This window comes from Kerstersia similis (assembly GCF_965139615.1).
Lineage (GTDB): Bacteria > Pseudomonadota > Gammaproteobacteria > Burkholderiales > Burkholderiaceae_B > Kerstersia > Kerstersia similis.
Map to the genome: position 1 here is coordinate 85,063 of NZ_CBCSIQ010000016.1, position 15,820 is coordinate 100,882.

The 15,820-nt window shown below is 62.7% G+C and carries 16 protein-coding genes, 1 other RNA gene and 1 pseudogene; 12 read left to right on the forward strand and 6 right to left on the reverse strand.

Annotation, left to right across the window (positions count from 1 at the left end):
• The first annotated feature begins 137 nt into the window (after positions 1–137).
• Together ACNA1V_RS11230 and ACNA1V_RS11235 are read left to right on the forward strand one after the other, a co-directional pair.
• Positions 138–1,532 (forward strand): phosphomannomutase/phosphoglucomutase, encoded by a 1,395-nt coding sequence (locus ACNA1V_RS11230; protein ID WP_415833697.1) that lies wholly within the window; start codon positions 138–140, stop codon positions 1,530–1,532.
• 36 nt (positions 1,533–1,568) lie between these two features.
• Entirely contained in the window at positions 1,569–1,928 is a 360-nt protein-coding gene (locus ACNA1V_RS11235) for a DUF488 domain-containing protein (RefSeq protein WP_415833698.1), read from the forward strand.
• Between the two features lie 98 nt (positions 1,929–2,026).
• On the opposite strand, the gene msrA is transcribed toward ACNA1V_RS11235, so the two are convergent.
• Complete coding sequence (gene msrA, locus ACNA1V_RS11240) at positions 2,027–2,575, reverse strand: peptide-methionine (S)-S-oxide reductase MsrA (protein ID WP_415833699.1); 549 nt, start codon at positions 2,573–2,575, stop codon at positions 2,027–2,029.
• A gap of 389 nt (positions 2,576–2,964) precedes the next feature.
• Between msrA and lldP the strand changes: the two genes are divergently transcribed.
• From lldP to lgt, 5 genes are all read left to right on the forward strand, one after another.
• Positions 2,965–4,662 carry an L-lactate permease gene (gene lldP / locus ACNA1V_RS11245; protein ID WP_415833700.1) on the forward strand — a complete coding sequence of 566 codons (1,698 nt, stop codon included), beginning with the start codon at positions 2,965–2,967 and terminating at the stop codon, positions 4,660–4,662.
• 67 nt (positions 4,663–4,729) lie between these two features.
• Positions 4,730–5,500: a transcriptional regulator LldR gene (gene lldR / locus ACNA1V_RS11250; RefSeq protein ID WP_415833712.1), complete on the forward strand. Its 771-nt coding sequence runs from the start codon at positions 4,730–4,732 to the stop codon at positions 5,498–5,500.
• Positions 5,497–6,642, forward strand: coding sequence for an FMN-dependent L-lactate dehydrogenase LldD (gene lldD / locus ACNA1V_RS11255; RefSeq protein ID WP_415833701.1), 1,146 nt, complete (start codon positions 5,497–5,499; stop codon positions 6,640–6,642). Before lldR ends, lldD begins: the two co-directional genes overlap by 4 nt.
• Positions 6,639–8,417 (forward strand): D-lactate dehydrogenase, encoded by a 1,779-nt coding sequence (dld, locus tag ACNA1V_RS11260; RefSeq protein ID WP_415833702.1) that lies wholly within the window; start codon positions 6,639–6,641, stop codon positions 8,415–8,417. Before lldD ends, dld begins: the two co-directional genes overlap by 4 nt.
• Positions 8,418–8,720: 303 nt before the next feature.
• Positions 8,721–9,509, forward strand: coding sequence for a prolipoprotein diacylglyceryl transferase (gene lgt, locus ACNA1V_RS11265; protein ID WP_415833713.1), 789 nt, complete (start codon positions 8,721–8,723; stop codon positions 9,507–9,509).
• On the opposite strand, the gene ACNA1V_RS11270 is transcribed toward lgt, so the two are convergent.
• The 5 genes from ACNA1V_RS11270 to ACNA1V_RS11290 form a co-directional block, all read right to left on the reverse strand.
• Complete coding sequence (locus ACNA1V_RS11270) at positions 9,481–10,218, reverse strand: SIMPL domain-containing protein (RefSeq protein ID WP_415833703.1); 738 nt, start codon at positions 10,216–10,218, stop codon at positions 9,481–9,483. The genes lgt and ACNA1V_RS11270 overlap by 29 nt on opposite strands.
• 205 nt (positions 10,219–10,423) lie before the next feature.
• A non-coding RNA gene (gene ssrS, locus ACNA1V_RS11275) (6S RNA) lies at positions 10,424–10,607 on the reverse strand.
• Positions 10,608–10,687: 80 nt separating this feature from the next.
• Positions 10,688–10,999: a cell division protein ZapA gene (locus ACNA1V_RS11280; protein ID WP_415833704.1), complete on the reverse strand. Its 312-nt coding sequence runs from the start codon at positions 10,997–10,999 to the stop codon at positions 10,688–10,690.
• Positions 10,987–11,430 carry a hypothetical protein gene (locus ACNA1V_RS11285; protein ID WP_415833705.1) on the reverse strand — a complete coding sequence of 148 codons (444 nt, stop codon included), beginning with the start codon at positions 11,428–11,430 and terminating at the stop codon, positions 10,987–10,989. Before ACNA1V_RS11285 ends, ACNA1V_RS11280 begins: the two co-directional genes overlap by 13 nt.
• 84 nt (positions 11,431–11,514) lie before the next feature.
• Positions 11,515–12,072: an RNA pyrophosphohydrolase gene (locus tag ACNA1V_RS11290; protein WP_415833706.1), complete on the reverse strand. Its 558-nt coding sequence runs from the start codon at positions 12,070–12,072 to the stop codon at positions 11,515–11,517.
• Between the two features lie 101 nt (positions 12,073–12,173).
• On the opposite strand from ACNA1V_RS11290, the gene ACNA1V_RS11295 reads away from it, so the two are divergent.
• From ACNA1V_RS11295 to ACNA1V_RS11315, 5 genes and pseudogenes are all read left to right on the forward strand, one after another.
• Complete coding sequence (locus tag ACNA1V_RS11295; RefSeq protein WP_415833707.1) at positions 12,174–13,907, forward strand: proline--tRNA ligase; 1,734 nt, start codon at positions 12,174–12,176, stop codon at positions 13,905–13,907.
• Positions 13,908–13,933: 26 nt separating this feature from the next.
• Positions 13,934–14,368, forward strand: a complete 435-nt coding sequence (gene ybgC, locus ACNA1V_RS11300; RefSeq protein WP_415833708.1) for a tol-pal system-associated acyl-CoA thioesterase — start codon at positions 13,934–13,936, stop codon at positions 14,366–14,368.
• A 14-nt stretch (positions 14,369–14,382) separates the two neighbouring features.
• Positions 14,383–15,063: a protein TolQ gene (gene tolQ / locus ACNA1V_RS11305; protein WP_415833709.1), complete on the forward strand. Its 681-nt coding sequence runs from the start codon at positions 14,383–14,385 to the stop codon at positions 15,061–15,063.
• Positions 15,063–15,518, forward strand: a complete 456-nt coding sequence (locus tag ACNA1V_RS11310; protein ID WP_415833710.1) for an ExbD/TolR family protein — start codon at positions 15,063–15,065, stop codon at positions 15,516–15,518. Before tolQ ends, ACNA1V_RS11310 begins: the two co-directional genes overlap by 1 nt.
• 10 nt (positions 15,519–15,528) lie before the next feature.
• Positions 15,529–15,820: pseudogene (locus ACNA1V_RS11315) on the forward strand (cell envelope integrity protein TolA); the annotation flags it as partial.

Below are 15,820 nucleotides of genomic sequence, written 5' to 3' on the forward strand. Positions count from 1 at the left end.
CCTTTTCGCCCTGCGCCGGAACCGGGCGGGCCATTGCAGTTTGCGCCTATTCTACGTCTGGCTCCGGGTAGAATCGCCCATGAACCCATGCTGCGGTGTCGATGCCGGAGCCCCCTCTTCTCTTTTCTGTCCTCCCTATGACTGCCACCTCGCTGCCCCCCCTGCCTGCCGCCGTATTCAAAGCCTATGACATTCGTGGCACCGTGCCCGAACAACTGAACGAAGCCTTTGCCGTACGCCTGGGCCTGGCCCTCGCCGAGCAAGCCCGCGAACTGGGCGTGACGACAGTCGTGGTGGGCCGCGACGGACGTCACAGCGGCCCGGCGCTGTCGCAAGCCCTGCAACAGGGCCTGAAGCAAGGCGGCATCAACGTGGTGGATATTGGCTCCGTGCCCACGCCGCTGGTGTATTTCGCCACGTTCCTGCTCAATACAGGCTCGGGTGTTGCCATTACCGGCAGCCACAATCCGCCCCAGTACAACGGTTTCAAGATCATGCTGGGCGGCCGTACCTTGCATGGCGAAGATATCCTCGGCCTCAAGGCGCGCATGGAAGCGCCCCAGGCCTACACCGGCCCGCAAGGCCAGTCCGAACTGCGCGATGTCGCGGGCGACTACGTCCAGCGCATCACCGGAGATGTCCGCTTGCAGCGCAAGATGAAGATTGCCCTGGATGCCGGCAATGGCGTGGCCGGCCCGACGGCCGTCCGCCTGTTCGAAGCCCTGGGCTGCGAAGTCACGCCCTTGTTCTGCGACATCGACGGCGATTTCCCCAATCACCACCCGGATCCTGCTGACCCGCACAACCTGGAGGACCTGATCCGTACGCTGCGCGACACTGATTGCGAAATCGGGCTGGCCTTCGATGGCGATGGCGACCGCCTGGGCGTCGTGACCAAGTCCGGCCATATCGTCTGGCCTGACCGTCAGCTGATCCTCTATGCACGCGACATCCTGGCGCGCCAGCCGGGCGCCGAAATCATTTACGACGTCAAATGCACCCGCCACGTGGCCCTGGCCGTGGCAGCCGCCGGCGGCAAGCCGCTGATGTGGCGCACCGGCCACTCGCTGATCAAATCCAAGCTGGTCGAAACCGGTGCACCGCTGGCCGGCGAAATGAGCGGCCACATCTTCTTCAAAGAACGCTGGTACGGCTTTGACGACGGACTGTATGCCGGCGCCCGCTTGCTGGAAATCCTGTCGCGCAATGAAAACCCGTCCGCCGTGCTGGAAGCCCTGCCCGATGCGCTGTCCACGCCTGAATTGAAGCTGCCCATGCAGGAAGGCGAACCGCATGCGCTGGTCGCGGCCTTGCAGGAAAAAGCCCAATTCCCTGGCGCCTTGCATATCCACACCATCGACGGCGTCCGTGCCGAATATGCCGATGGCTTTGGCCTGGCCCGCGCTTCCAACACCACGCCTGTCGTCGTGCTGCGCTTCGAGGCGGACAATGCCGCTGCGCTGGAACGCATCAAGCAGGCCTTCAAGGAGCAAATCCTGGCGCTGGCACCGCACGCCCAGTTGCCCTTCTGATCACAGATCCAGCGCCCACCCCGGCACGGAGGATTCATGCAGCACGAGATTCACATCAAGCGCGTCTATGAACCTGCCAGCACCGGGGATGGCGCCCGCATTCTGGTCGATCGCCTCTGGCCCCGCGGCCTGAGCAAGGCACATGCCGCCCTGACCCTCTGGTTCAAGGACATCGCGCCAACACCCGAACTGCGCAAGTGGTTCGGGCACGATCCGGCCCGCTTCGAGCCCTTCCGCGAACGCTACGAAGCGGAGCTCGCCCAGAACCCGCAGGCTGTCGCACAGTTACTAGGGTATCTGGCGCAAAGCGACGTCACGCTGCTCTACGCTGCGCATGACAAAACTTGCAATCACGCTCTCGTGCTGGCGGATTTTCTGCGCAAAGTTCAACCCTGATATCAGCCCTGGCTGCCACAGCCCCTGACTTCAATAGGCGCTGACTGCCAGAGGCCCGGACACTGGCCCAGGGCGCAACCCGCCACCACGGAAGGATGTCACTCGCTGCGCTGCAGGCGTGCGAACTTCTTGCGCATGGCGCTGACCTTGGGCGCAATCACGAACTGGCAGTAGCCCTGCCAGGGATGACGGGCAAAGTAATCGTCATGCTCAGGCTCAGCCGGCCAGAAAACCGGGGCCGGCAGGATTTCCGTCACGATGGGCGCGCCTTCGGTCAAGCCCTCGGCCTGCAGCCTGTCCCTCACCGCCAGCGCCATCTCGCGCTGGGCATCTGACGCATAGAACACGACGGAACGATACTGTTCGCCCACATCATTTCCCTGCCGGTCGCGGCTGGCCGGATCATGGGAGGCGAAAAACACCTCCAGCAATGACTCCAGCCCGATCCGGGCCGGATCGAAGCGAATGCGCACAACCTCGATATGCCCGGTATTGCCCTGGCAGATTTCCTCGTAGGTCGGATGCTCCGTCCTGCCGCCCGCGTAGCCCGGCTCAACCGAGATTACGCCATCCAGCGACCGGAACACCGCATCGACGCACCAGAAGCAACCGCCACCGACGATCAAGCTATCCCATTGTTCGTTCATATTCCTTCCTTCTTTCCAAGCACGCCAGCCTTCATGCCGCCAACGCTGCGGCAGGCTCCGGGCATTCCCGCCACATTATCCCAGAGCTGCGAGCCAAGTCAGCGCTCAGCCCTTCCTGGCCGGCAACAAGCTGAATCCTTGACGGCTGGCAACCACGCCCGGCGCCACTGGACACACCTGCCCCTGCCCGACGCAGGGCCAACACCCCGCTGCTCTTCCCTGGTGCAAGCGCACCAACTGGTATTACCACTTTGCACCAGAAAAACCCTTAAATGCACCAAAACTAGGGTAAACCTTAATGCGATGGTGCATAAAGCCCTGCATATAATTGCGCATCTTTTCACCAGAACAACAAATTGGTACGACCACTTACCAAGGGAGATTAAGCAATGCCACAGGCTTGGCTACAAAACTACGATCCAGCGGGCAATATCTGGCTCTCTGCACTGGTCGCACTGATTCCCATCATTTTCTTCTTCCTGGCATTGACGAAGCTGCGCCTGAAGGGCTACATCGCCGGCACCATTACGGTGCTGCTGGCCCTGGGCGTCGCGCTGCTGTTCTATCGCATGCCTGTCAGCGGCGCGCTGGCCTCGGTCGTCTATGGTTTCTTCTATGGCCTGTGGCCTATCGCCTGGATCATTGTCGCTGCCGTCTTCCTCTACAAGATTTCCGTGAAGACCGGGCAGTTCGACATCATCCGCGCCTCCATCCTTTCCATCACCCCTGACCAGCGCCTGCAGCTGATTCTGGTCGGTTTCTGCTTTGGCGCCTTCCTGGAAGGCGCCGCAGGTTTCGGCGCCCCTGTCGCCATTACCGCAGCACTGCTGGCCGGCCTGGGCTTCAAGCCCCTGTATGCCGCCGGCCTGTGCCTGATTGCCAATACCGCACCGGTCGCTTTCGGCGCCATGGGTATCCCCATCATCGTGGCCGGCCAGGTGTCGGGGCTGGATCCCTTCGCCATCGGCCAGATGGCCGGTCGCCAGCTGCCCTTCATGACCATTCTCGTGCTGTTCTGGCTGATGGCCATCATGGACGGCTGGCGTGGTATTCGCGAAACCTGGCCTGCCGTGCTGGTCGGCGGTGGCTCCTTCGCACTGGTTCAATTCCTGACGGCCAATTACATCGGCCCGGAACTGCCGGACATCACCTCCGCCATCGTCTCGCTGATCGCCCTCACGCTGTTCCTGAAGGTCTGGAAGCCCAAGCATATTTTCCGTTTCGATGAAGCCGAAGGTGGCCAAGACAACGCCGCCGCCAAAGCCTCCAGCAAGGCCGCCAGCCAGGCGCCGGCAGGGACGGGGATTGCACTGAATGCCGGCAGCATCATCAAGGCCTGGTCTCCCTTCATCATCCTGACGGCCATGGTCACCATCTGGAGCGTAAAGCCCTTCAAGGCCCTGTTCGCTGCCGATGGCCCCCTCGCCGGCTGGATCTTCAGCCTGCCCGTTCCGTTCCTGCACAACCTGGTGGAAAAGGCGCCTCCCATCGTTGCATCCGCTGCGCCCTATGCGGCGGTCTATCGCTTCGACTGGTTCTCGGCAACCGGCACTGCCATTCTCATTGCCGCCCTTATCACCATCCTGGTGCTGCGCATGAAGCCTGCTCAGGCCGTGGAAACGCTGGGTGAAACCTTCAAGGAACTGGCCTTGCCGATCTACTCCATCGGCATGGTGCTGGCCTTCGCCTTTATCGCCAACTACTCCGGCCTGTCGGCCACCCTGGCGCTGGCGCTGGCCCATACTGGCGACGCCTTCACCTTCTTCTCGCCCTTCCTGGGCTGGATCGGCGTGTTCCTGACCGGCTCCGACACCTCGGCCAACGCCCTGTTCGGCGCATTGCAGGCCACGACCGCCCAGCAGATCGGTATTCCTGAGGTCCTGATGGTCGCCGCCAACACGACCGGCGGCGTGACGGGTAAGATGATCTCCCCGCAATCCATCGCCATCGCTTGCGCGGCAGTCGGCCTGGTCGGCAAGGAGTCGGATCTGTTCCGCTTCACCGTCCGTCATAGCCTGGTGTTTGCCGTGATCATCGGCTGCATCACAACGCTGCAAGCTTATGTCGTGCCCTGGATGATCCCGTAAACCCGCGGCCCGCAATGCCCCCGCCGTGCTTCACGCCTGGCGGGGGCATTGCCGCTACGGATTGATGATGTTTCCGACCATGCGCATTTCCGACCAAGTTGCTGAAAAACTGCTCTCTCTGATCCAGGCCCAGGGCATCGCCCCCGGCGGACGGCTGCCCGCCGAACGCAGCCTGGCCGAGCAGCTGGGCGTCTCGCGTACAGCGCTGCGCGAAGCCATACAGAAACTGTCCAGCCATGGCATTCTGGTCAGCAAAGCCGGTTCCGGCACCTTCCTGCAGGATGCCTCGCACCAATGGCCGCAACAGTCCATCTCGCCGCTGGCGGCGCTGATGCTGGAAGACCCGCATTACCGTTATGACGTCCTGGAAGCGCGTGCCGCGCTGGAGTCCAACACTGCCGCGCTGGCCGCGCTGCGCGCCACGGCAGCAGACAAAGACAAAATCCAGCGTTGCTTTGAACAGATGATCGCCCACCAGCAACGTGGCGACGTCACGCAGTCGGCCCATGCCGACGCGCAATTCCATCTCGCCATCGCCGAAGCCTCTCATAACCTCGTCCTGCTACAGGTCATGCGTGGCCTGTTCGACCTGGTGCTTTCTACCGTGGCGCAAAACCGCCGCGTCATGTTCGTCCATGACAGCCCGTCCTCACAGGACAAACTCACCATTCAGCACGAATGCCTGATGCAGGCCATCCTCGCTGGCGATCCCGAGCGTGCCCGGAGCATCATCAGCGAACATCTGGAATACGTGCGCGTCACCCTGCACAAAATGGATGACGACATTGCCAGGCGCGAGCGCTCCGCCCGCCTGCCTTCTCTGGAAATACAGCCATGATCATTTCTTCCCCCTCCGACTACCGACTGGCCGCCAAGAAACGCCTGCCGCCCTTCCTGTTTCACTACATCGACGGCGGCGCATACTCCGAAGATACCTTGCGCCACAATGTCAGCGACCTCTCGGACATCCTGCTGCGCCAGCGCATTCTGAAAGATACGGCCACCCTGGATCTCACGACCCGGCTGTTCGAGGAAACGCTGTCCATGCCGGTCGCCCTGTCGCCGGTCGGCCTCACCGGCATGTACGCGCGCCGCGGCGAAGTCCAGGCGGCGCGTGCCGCCGACGCCAAGGGCATCCCGTTCACGATGTCCAGCGTTTCGGTCTGCCCGATCGAGGAAGTCACGCCCAAGATCAAGCGCCCCATGTGGTTCCAGCTGTATGTGCTGAAAGACCGCGGTTTCATGCGCAACGTACTGGAACGCGCCCGCGATGCCGGCTGCTCGACACTGGTTTTCACCGTGGACATGCCGATTCCCGGCGCACGCTACCGCGATGCCCATTCGGGCATGAGCGGCCCCAACGCCAACCTGCGCCGTTATCTGCAGGCCGTTACCCGTCCTGGCTGGTCCTGGGATGTCGGCCTGTTCGGCCGGCCGCATGACCTGGGCAATATCTCGGCCTATCTGGGCAAGCACACCGGCCTGGAAGATTACATGGGTTATCTGGGCGCCAACTTCGACCCGACCATTTCCTGGAAAGACCTGGAATGGATCCGCGATTTCTGGCAAGGCCCCATGGTCATCAAAGGCATTCTCGACCCGGAAGATGCGCGCGACGCCGTCCGTTTCGGGGCAGACGGCATCGTGGTGTCCAACCATGGCGGCCGCCAGCTCGACGGCGTGCTGTCAGCCGCCAAGGCGTTACCGCCCATCGCCGACGCAGTCAAAGGCCAACTGAAGATCCTGGTGGATTCCGGCATCCGCAGCGGCCTGGACGTTGTCCGCGTGATGGCGCTGGGCGCAGACCTGGCCATGATAGGCCGGGCCTATATTTATGCTCTGGCAGCCGGCGGCCAGGATGCTGTGGCAAACTTGCTGAACCTGTTCGACAAGGAAATCCGCGTCGCCATGACTTTGACCGGCGCGCGGAACATCGGTGAAATCACTTCCGACCTGCTGGTCAAAGAGGGTCTCGCATGAGCACCGCAAACACGGATAGCAACACAGGCACAGATACCATCGACAGCGCGCAACTGCTGGCTCAGCTGCGCCAGGCTATCGGTGCAGAGCATGTCCTGACGCATGCATCGGCCACCCGGCGCTTCCGCAAGGGGCGCCGTACCGGCGAGGGCAAGGTACTTGCCGTGATCCAGCCCGGCACCCTGCTGGAGCAATGGCAGGCCGTACAGGCCATCGTGGCCGCCGACCGCATCGTGCTGATGCAGGCGGCCAATACCGGCCTGACCGGTGGTTCCACACCGGACGGCAATGACTACGACCGCGAAATCGTGCTCATCAACACGATGCGGATCACTGGCGTGCAAGTCATCCGTGAAGGCGAACAAGTGGTCTGCCTGCCCGGCGCGACCCTGGATCGCCTCGAACAGACCCTGGCCCCACTAGGCCGGGAGCCGCACTCAGTCATCGGCTCGTCCTGCATCGGCGCCTCGGTGCTGGGCGGCGTCTGCAACAACTCCGGCGGCGCCCTGGTGCGGCGCGGCCCCGCCTATACCGAACTGGCCCTGTACGCCCGTGTCCGCGAAGATGGCCAGCTGGAACTCGTCAACCATCTGGGCATCCAGCTGGGCGACTCGCCAGAAGAAATCCTGACCCGCCTTCAGGCCGGCGACTATCGCCCGGAAGACATTGCCGACGATGCCGGCGCGGCCTCCGACCCGCGCTATGCCGAACATGTCCGCCAGGTGGACGAACCGACACCCGCACGATTCAACGCCGACCCCACCCGCCTGCACGAAGCCTCCGGCTCAGCCGGCCGGGTCTGCCTGTTCGCGGTGCGCCTGGATACCTTCCCGCGCGAAGCCAGCACTGTGTTCTATATTGGCAGCAACGACCCGGACGACCTCACGACGGTGCGCCGTCACCTGCTGACCGAATTGCCCAGCCTGCCCATTGCCGGCGAATACATCCATCGCACCGCCTTCGATATCGGTGCGAAGTACGGCAAGGATGTCTTTCTGTTGATCGACAAATTCGGCACGGCACGGGTGCCCAAGGCCTTTGCCATCAAAAGCCGTATCGACGATGTCTGCGAACGCCTGGGGCTGCCCGGCCTGACCGACCATATCATGCAAGGCCTCACCGCCCTGCTGCCCAATCATTTGCCGCGCCGCATGCGCGACTACCGCGACCGCTACGAACACCATCTGCTGCTGCGGGTAGCCAACGATACGGCGGATGCCACGCGCACCTTCCTGCAACAGCATTTCAGCACCAGCCAGAGCGGCGCTTATTTTGAATGCGATGCCGAGGAAGGCCGCAAGGCCTTCCTGCATCGTTTCGCCATCGCGGGCGCAGCCATCCGCTACCGCGACACGCACCGCCGCAGCGTGCAGGATATCGTCGCCCTGGACATCGCCCTGCGCCGCAACGACCGCGAATGGGTGGAGCATCTGCCGCAGGAGATGGAAGGCGACATCATCCACAAGCTCTACTACGGCCACTTCTTCTGCCACGTGTTCCATCAGGACTATATTGTCCGCAAAGGGGTGGACCCCGTCGCCATGGAGCACAAGATGTGGACATTGCTGGATGCCCGCCAGGCGGAATACCCGGCAGAACATAATGTCGGGCATCTTTATGTCGCCAAGCCTGCCCTGGCCAATTTCTATCGCCAGCTGGATCCGACCAATACCTTCAATCCCGGTATCGGCCAGACCTCCAAGCTCAAGCATTGGGGCAATTGCTGCGAACAACGCGGCCTGCCCGCCGCCTACCGCAGCACGACGCAGGATTGATCCTGCCCTGCTGCTCCGTCGCCGCTGCACCCGGCCTGCCGATCACCAGATAGCAGGCCGGGACGCCGGACGCCCCAAAAAGCATCCAGCCAGGCACTTTGGCCGCTGCGCCCGGCGCAAACCGCCAGCCGCATCCTCCCAGAGACCCGGCAACGCCAGGCGCCACCACAGAAACGCAAAACCACTGCAACGGGAAACCACAGAAACGGGAACTTAGCTCCCGGGACGCAGTCACTTTTCCGTCCGGCTACGGCTGGTATGATCCCCGCATTGTTCCCCTGGCCCCCTGTGCTCCCCGACATCATGCTGCAACACCCGGAATTCAATCCCATCGCCCTGCAGATCGGCCCGCTGGCCGTGCATTGGTATGGACTGATGTATCTCTGCGGCTTCGCCTCCGCCTGGCTGCTGGGCCGCTGGCGTATCCGCCACGGCGGGCTGACGCGCCTGACGGAACGCGATCTGGACGATATTATTTTTTATGGCGTCATCGGCGTCATTCTGGGCGGCCGCCTGGGGTATGTGCTGTTTTACAAGCCGTCCTATTACCTCTCGCACCCGCTGGAAATTTTCTATCTCTGGGAAGGCGGCATGGCCTTCCACGGTGGCCTGCTGGGCGTGGTGATCGCTTTGCTGCTGTTCGCCCGCAGCAAGAAATACTCCATTCTGGAAGTCGGCGACTTCGTCACACCCTTGATTCCCCTGGGGCTGGCCTTCGGCCGCCTGGGCAACTTCATCAATGGGGAACTGTGGGGCCGCGCTACCAGCGTGCCTTGGGGCATGATTTTCCCCCAGGCGCAGGACGGCATTGCTCGCCATCCCTCGCAGCTTTACCAGATGAGCCTGGAGGGCCTGGCGCTGTTTGTGATCGTCTGGTGCTTCGCGCTGCGGCCCAGGCCCGCCGGCCAGATCAGCGGCCTGTTCCTGGCCGGCTATGGCATCTTCCGCTTTGCTGTCGAGTTCACTCGCGAACCCGACAGCTTCCTCGGCTTGCTCGCCGCCGGGCTGAGCATGGGTCAATGGCTGTCATTGCCCATGATCATTGTCGGCGCATGGCTGTTCTTCAGGGTTTCAGCGCAACCGTCCCGCTGACCGACACAGAGACGGTCACCGTGTCGGCTTCCAGCGGCACGCTGTCCTCTGCCCCGCCAGCCGCCCTGGCCATCATCATCTGGGGGCGCGGTGCCATTTCGTACTGCACACCGCCGCCACCCAGGTCGATCTTGCGGATTTCATAGGCTTTGAAGCCGAAGGCTTCCGCCGCCGCCTGAGCACGCTGGCGGAAAGCATCCGCCGCCTGTTGCAAGAGGCGTTCCTCATGCTTGGCGCGTGCTTCCGGCGACAGCACGAAAGCGATGTTATCCAAGGGCATCTGGTTCTGCACCTTGACCGCCAGGCCGGAAGCCTTGGCGAAATCCGAAGACTCCAGCAGGATCTCGGCACGGCCACGCCAGGCGCTGATACGGCCATCACGATCATTCTGCGGCCAGATGCGGTAACTGCCGTTACGCACCTTCACGCCTTTTTCATCACGCAACATCTTCATGGCCGCCTCCAGATGCTCATTGAGCGCCCGGCTGACGTCCGCCTGATTGGCCGCTTCCGATTCATAGGCCAGGGTCAGAATAACGGTATCCTGCTGCACCTTGGTGGCAGCCTCGGCCTGCAAGGTCAATTGCGGGGCGCGTTCACGTGGCTGGCGGCCGTCATCGTTACCGGCCCAGGCTGTTGCGGCGGGCAAGGCCAGCGCCAGGGCCAGAGCGGCACTGCGACGAATCATGCGTTGTCGGGTACGCTGCATGGAGCACTCCTTTAAGTACGTGGAATAAGACAGGATACGGTGAAAATGGCCTGCATCGCTCAAACTTGCCCGTGCAAGAATTGTGAAATCCGGCGGTCTGCGGGCCGCTCACCGACCATGGCCAGGAGCCAAAGAAAAAGGCGGTACCGCATTCACGGCACCGCCTTGATTGACTGCGGGAAACGTATTTCGTTCCCGCCGTGTTGAATGCCCCGCGTGTGCCGTCCAGGCCGGCATCTCGAACCCAGAGAGTTCAAGTTGGTCGCTCGTGGTCTGGCTTCGGGTTCGTCTGACAAGAGACGATCGCACCTACCGGACGCCCTCACAACCTATGCCATAAAAGCATCGGTTCAGAGAATATGGCCAAGTCACGAACACCGCAGGGACAACCTGCTGGCAAGCTGCTAAAGCACAGCCCACCCAATTCTTTCACCCCAAGACCGGGGGTTCCGCCTGCCCGCCTGATGACTCAGGTAGCGGCATTGCCCTCGGCCAGCGCTGCATCAATCAGCTGGTGTACAGCTTCGATTTTACGCTTGAAATCGCCCACTGCCAAACTTCCCAGCGGCCCGTCCGGTGCTTTCATGGCCAGCAACTCGCTGGCGATCTGCAGGGCCGCCAGCACGGCAATGCGCTCATTGCCGGATACCCGGCCGCTGGCCTGGATATTAGCGGTCACCCGCGCCACGTGATTGACCGCAGCCTGCAAGGTCTGCTTCTCCTCGGCCGAGCAGGCCAGGGAATAATCACGGGACAGGATGGTGGCATTTACGCGTTCCATTGCCTAGCCTCCGAGCCAGCTTCCTGCACGGCGACAATCGCGCCAGGCAAGCGTTCCAGCACGGCGTCGATGCGCTGCCGTGCTTCTTCATTGACAGCCTGCAGGCGCACCAGCTGGCCTTCGCGCACACCCAGTTCCACACGCATGCGCTGGTTTTCCGCCGACAGGCGTTCCACCTCTTCGCGCAGCCCGGCAGTCGCATTATCGACTTCCGTCTGCAGGCCCAGGCGGGAAGCCTCGCACTCGTCGAGCAACTGCTGCAGCGTTTCCGCCTGCTCGCGCTGCTCGGCCAGCTGGCCCTGCAACTGGGTACCACGCCGCACGGCGGCGGCCTCGCGTTCAAGCGCAAGGGCACGCTCGGCCTTGAGGCGTGCCGAGTATTGAGTCAACTGCCCGATGCGGGCAACGAGTCGATCGAGATCTTCCAACATATCCGTTATCGTAAACCATCCCGGCATTTCCGCGAAAGCGCCCCCGCCGCAACGGGTGACGCTCCGCGCCGAACTCCCTACAGACTACAGCAACAACGACGTTCCCGCCGTTTCCGGGTCCTGCCGTCCGCCCGGACGATGCCGCAGATAACGCTTGTTATGCTGCGCCCGCCGGAACAGAATCGCTGCCAGCTCATTGAGCGCCAGCGAATACACATCCCGCTTGAAATCTATGACAGAGTCCAGCGGTACCCAGTAATGACTCCAGCGCCAGGCGTCGAATTCAGGATGAGATGTCGCCCGCAGGCAGACATCGCTGTCCCGTCCGACCAGCCGCAACAGGAACCAGATCTGCTTCTGGCCCCGGTAGTGACTGCGCGAATCACGACGCAAAAAGCGCTCCGGCACGTCATAGCGCAACCAGTTGCGCGTACGCCCCAGAATGCGGACATGCTCCGGCAGCAGGCCGACTTCCTCGTGCAGTTCGCGGTACATTGCCTGCGCGGGACTTTCCCCGTGCTTGATGCCGCCCTGCGGAAACTGCCATGCGTGCTCACGGATACGCTTGCCCCAGAACACCTCGTTCTTGTGATTGACAAGGATAATGCCGACATTGGGACGATAGCCTTCACGGTCAAGCATCAGCCACCCCCAGCGAATTCAATACAATTACGTGTGATTATACGGTCAGCCTTTTCTTCTGCCGATCCGATTCGACCCTTACTTCGAGCCTCATCCATACCATGCGCGCTTCACGTTACCATCTGAACACCCTCAAAGAAGCCCCCTCCGACGCAGAGGTCACCAGCCACCGGCTCATGACCCGCGCCGGCATGATCCGCAAGCTGGCCGGCGGCATCTACAACTACATGCCGCTCGGGCTGAAGGTCATCCGCAAGGTGGAAGCCATCGTGCGCGAGGAAATGAACCAGGCCGGCGCCCTGGAACTGCTGATGCCGGTGGTCCAGCCTGCCGAGCTGTGGGTGGAATCCGGCCGCTGGGAACAATATGGCCCCGAATTGCTGCGTATCAAGGATCGCCATGGCCGAGACTTCGTGCTACAGCCGACCTCCGAGGAAGTCATCACCGATATCGCCCGCAACGAAATCCACAGCTGGCGCCAGCTGCCGGTGAACTTCTATCACATCCAGACCAAATTCCGCGATGAGCGCCGCCCCCGCTTCGGGGTCATGCGCGGCCGTGAATTCACCATGAAGGACGCCTATTCCTTCGATCGTGACGAAGCCGGCGCACAGGCCAGCTACGACACCATGTACGAAGCCTATATGCGCATCTTCACGCGCCTGGGCCTGGTCTTCCGCGCCGTGGCGGCCGATACCGGCTCGATCGGCGGCAGCCGCAGCCATGAGTTCCAGGTGATTGCCGACACCGGCGAAGACCTGATTGTTTACGATCCGGACAGCGACTACGCCGCCAACATGGAGTTGGCCGAAGCCCCCTGCCTGCTGCCTGCGCGTGCCAGCGGCGCCCAGGCGCTGACAAAAGTGGCTACCCCCAACGCCAGCAAGTGCGACGATGTGGCCACCCTGCTCGACCTGCCGCTGACGCAAACCGTGAAATCGGTGGTCCTGGCGACCGAAGAGGCGGAAAGCGGCCGCACGACGCTCTGGTTGTTGCTAATCCGCGGCGACCACGAACTGAATGAAGTGAAGGTAGGCAAGCTGCCGGGCCTGAAAGCCGGCTGGCGCTTTGCCACCGAGACCGAAATCGTCGAACATTTCGGCGCCCATCCCGGCTCGCTGGGCCCGGTTGCCCCGCGTCAGCCTGTACGCGTCGTGGCCGACACCACGGTCGCCAACATGAGCGATTTCGTCGTCGGCGCCAATGACGACGGCTTCCACTACACCGGCACCAATTGGGGCCGCGACCTTGCCGAACCGGAACTGGTGGCGGACATCCGCAATGCCGTGGCCGGCGACCCGGCCCCTTCCGGCGGCAAGCTGGCCATCCAGCGCGGCATTGAAACCGGCCACGTGTTCTACCTGGGCACCAAGTATTCCGAAGCGCTGAAAGCCACTTTCCTGGATGAAACCGGCAAGCCGGCACTGATGCAGATGGGCTGCTACGGGATCGGCGTGACGCGCATCGTCGGTGCGGCCATCGAACAGAATCACGATGACAAGGGTATCGTCTGGCCGCGCGCCCTGGCCCCCTTCGAAGTGGTCCTGTGCCCGGTGGGCTGGGGCAAAAGCGAAGCCGTGCGCGAACAGGCCGAAGCCATTTACGGCGCGCTGCAAGCGCGTGGCATCGACGTCATCCTGGATGACCGCGACCAGCGCCCTGGCGTGATGTTCGCTGAATGGGAGCTGATCGGCGTGCCCGTGCGCGTCACCATCGGCGAACGCGGCCTCAAGGACGGCATTGTGGAAGTGCAAAGCCGCCGTGCCGGCAATGCCGAACATATCCCCGTGGCCCAGGCCGTGGAAGCCATCCTGGCCACCCTGGACGCCTACTGATCCCTTTTGCCCGCAGGACTGAAACAATGACGGTTCTCTCCCAAGCCACCCCGGACGGCGAAACGCTGCAGGTCCGTGTCTATTACGAAGACACGGACGCCGGCGGCGTCGTGTTCTATGCCAACTACCTGAAATTCATGGAACGCGCCCGCACGGAATGGCTGCGGCGGCTGGGCGTGAACCAGGCGGAATATGCCCGCGAAACGGGCGCCGTGTTCGTGGTGCGTGAAGTCGGCATCCAGTACCGGCGCTCGGCACGGCTGGATGATCTGCTCACGATCCGCAGCCACATCACCCGCATTGGCGGCGCTTCCGTCGATTTTTTTCAGGAAGTCCTGCGCGGCACGGAACTGCTGGCCACCAGCACCATCCAAGTCTGTTGCGTCAACGTTGACACCATGCGGCCCATGCCTGTGCCTGAGCCGCTGCGCTCCACTTTGCTTACTTTCATTTCGGAATAACGGAATCACCCTCCATGGCCTCCTCCTCCGCCGATATGTCGATACTGTCGCTGATCCTGAACGCCAGCATTCCGGTTCAGGTCATCATGCTGCTGCTGGTATTGATCTCCATCCTGTCCTGGACCTTCATCTTCGGCAAACGCAGCACACTGCGCCGGGAACAATCCCTGACACGCCGCTTCGAAAATGACTTCTGGTCGGGCGGCGACCTGAACATGCTGCAGCAATCCGTCAGCAGCCACCGCAATGAACATGGCGCCCTGGCCCGTATCTTCGATGCAGGCATGACGGAGTTCACCAAGGTGCGGCGCAACCCGCCCGCCGACCACTCCGCCATGCTGGACGGCCCCCGCCGTGCGATGCGCGCCGCCTACCAGCGTGAAGTCGATAGCCTGGAGTCCAATCTGAACTTCCTGGCTTCCGCCGGTTCCGTCAGCCCGTACATCGGCCTGCTGGGTACGGTCTGGGGCATCATGCACGCTTTCGTCGGCCTGGCCCATGTGCAACAGGCCACGCTGGCCTCCGTCGCCCCTGGCATTGCCGAAGCGCTGATCGCAACGGCCATCGGCCTGTTCGCCGCCATCCCCGCCGTCGTGGCCTACAACCGCTATACCCACGACATCGACCGCCTGGCGCTGCGTTTCGAAAACTTCATGGACGAATTCCTCAACATCCTCCAACGTCAGGTGCGCTGATGGCCTCACTACGCTCGCGTGGTGGCCGCGGCGGCCGCCGCCTGAAAAACGAGATCAACGTCGTTCCCTACATCGACGTCATGCTGGTGCTGCTGGTCATCTTCATGGTGACCGCACCGCTGATCACGCCCGGACTGATCAATTTGCCTACCGTCGGGCAGGCCGACCAGATTCCCAGCACGCCGCTGGAGATCCAGCTGGAAGCGGACGGCAAGCTGGGCCTGCGCATGCGCGAGGCTGGCGCCGAGGTCGAAAGCATCAACCGCGCCGACCTGGTATCGGCCGTACTGGGCCGCTTGACGCCGGATACCCCGGTTGTCATCGCCGCCGATGGCAAAGTCCCGTACGAAGAGGTCATGAAGGTCATGGATACCCTGCGCGCCGCTGGCGTTGCACGGCTGGGCCTGCTGGTGGACCAGCAAGCGTCTGACAACAGCAAGTCTGGCAAGCGTTGAGCCCAAAACCATGAAATCCTCACGCGATCCCGATCCTAACGTGATGCCGGACGACGACACGCCCAGGCTGCCGCGCAAGGCATTGGTGCAATCCCTGCTGGCGCACGGTGTGCTGGCGCTGCTGGTCGTCGTCGGCGTGTGGCGCAGCAAGGACGATTCGCGCCCGATCCAGGTGGAAATGTGGGCGCCGGGCGACAGCCCCAATGCCGGCCAGCCGGAATCGGCGCCGCCCGAGCCCGAACCGCCCAAGCCAGCGCCCAAGCCCGAGCCACCGCCCGAGCCCAAGCCGGAGCCACCTCCCC

Excerpts from the sequence above, each read along its gene's own strand:
- ACNA1V_RS11230 (WP_415833697.1), top strand. The coding sequence starts at position 138 with ATGACTGCCACCTCGCTGCCCCCCCTGCCTGCCGCCGTATTCAAAGCC.
- ACNA1V_RS11235 (WP_415833698.1), top strand. The coding sequence starts at position 1,569 with ATGCAGCACGAGATTCACATCAAGCGCGTCTATGAACCTGCCAGCACC.
- msrA (WP_415833699.1), bottom strand. The coding sequence starts at position 2,575 with ATGAACGAACAATGGGATAGCTTGATCGTCGGTGGCGGTTGCTTCTGG.
- lldP (WP_415833700.1), top strand. The coding sequence starts at position 2,965 with ATGCCACAGGCTTGGCTACAAAACTACGATCCAGCGGGCAATATCTGG.
- lldR (WP_415833712.1), top strand. The coding sequence starts at position 4,730 with ATGTTTCCGACCATGCGCATTTCCGACCAAGTTGCTGAAAAACTGCTC.
- lldD (WP_415833701.1), top strand. The coding sequence starts at position 5,497 with ATGATCATTTCTTCCCCCTCCGACTACCGACTGGCCGCCAAGAAACGC.
- dld (WP_415833702.1), top strand. The coding sequence starts at position 6,639 with ATGAGCACCGCAAACACGGATAGCAACACAGGCACAGATACCATCGAC.
- lgt (WP_415833713.1), top strand. The coding sequence starts at position 8,721 with ATGCTGCAACACCCGGAATTCAATCCCATCGCCCTGCAGATCGGCCCG.
- ACNA1V_RS11270 (WP_415833703.1), bottom strand. The coding sequence starts at position 10,218 with ATGCAGCGTACCCGACAACGCATGATTCGTCGCAGTGCCGCTCTGGCC.
- ACNA1V_RS11280 (WP_415833704.1), bottom strand. The coding sequence starts at position 10,999 with ATGGAACGCGTAAATGCCACCATCCTGTCCCGTGATTATTCCCTGGCC.
- ACNA1V_RS11285 (WP_415833705.1), bottom strand. The coding sequence starts at position 11,430 with ATGTTGGAAGATCTCGATCGACTCGTTGCCCGCATCGGGCAGTTGACT.
- ACNA1V_RS11290 (WP_415833706.1), bottom strand. The coding sequence starts at position 12,072 with ATGCTTGACCGTGAAGGCTATCGTCCCAATGTCGGCATTATCCTTGTC.
- ACNA1V_RS11295 (WP_415833707.1), top strand. The coding sequence starts at position 12,174 with ATGCGCGCTTCACGTTACCATCTGAACACCCTCAAAGAAGCCCCCTCC.
- ybgC (WP_415833708.1), top strand. The coding sequence starts at position 13,934 with ATGACGGTTCTCTCCCAAGCCACCCCGGACGGCGAAACGCTGCAGGTC.
- tolQ (WP_415833709.1), top strand. The coding sequence starts at position 14,383 with ATGGCCTCCTCCTCCGCCGATATGTCGATACTGTCGCTGATCCTGAAC.
- ACNA1V_RS11310 (WP_415833710.1), top strand. The coding sequence starts at position 15,063 with ATGGCCTCACTACGCTCGCGTGGTGGCCGCGGCGGCCGCCGCCTGAAA.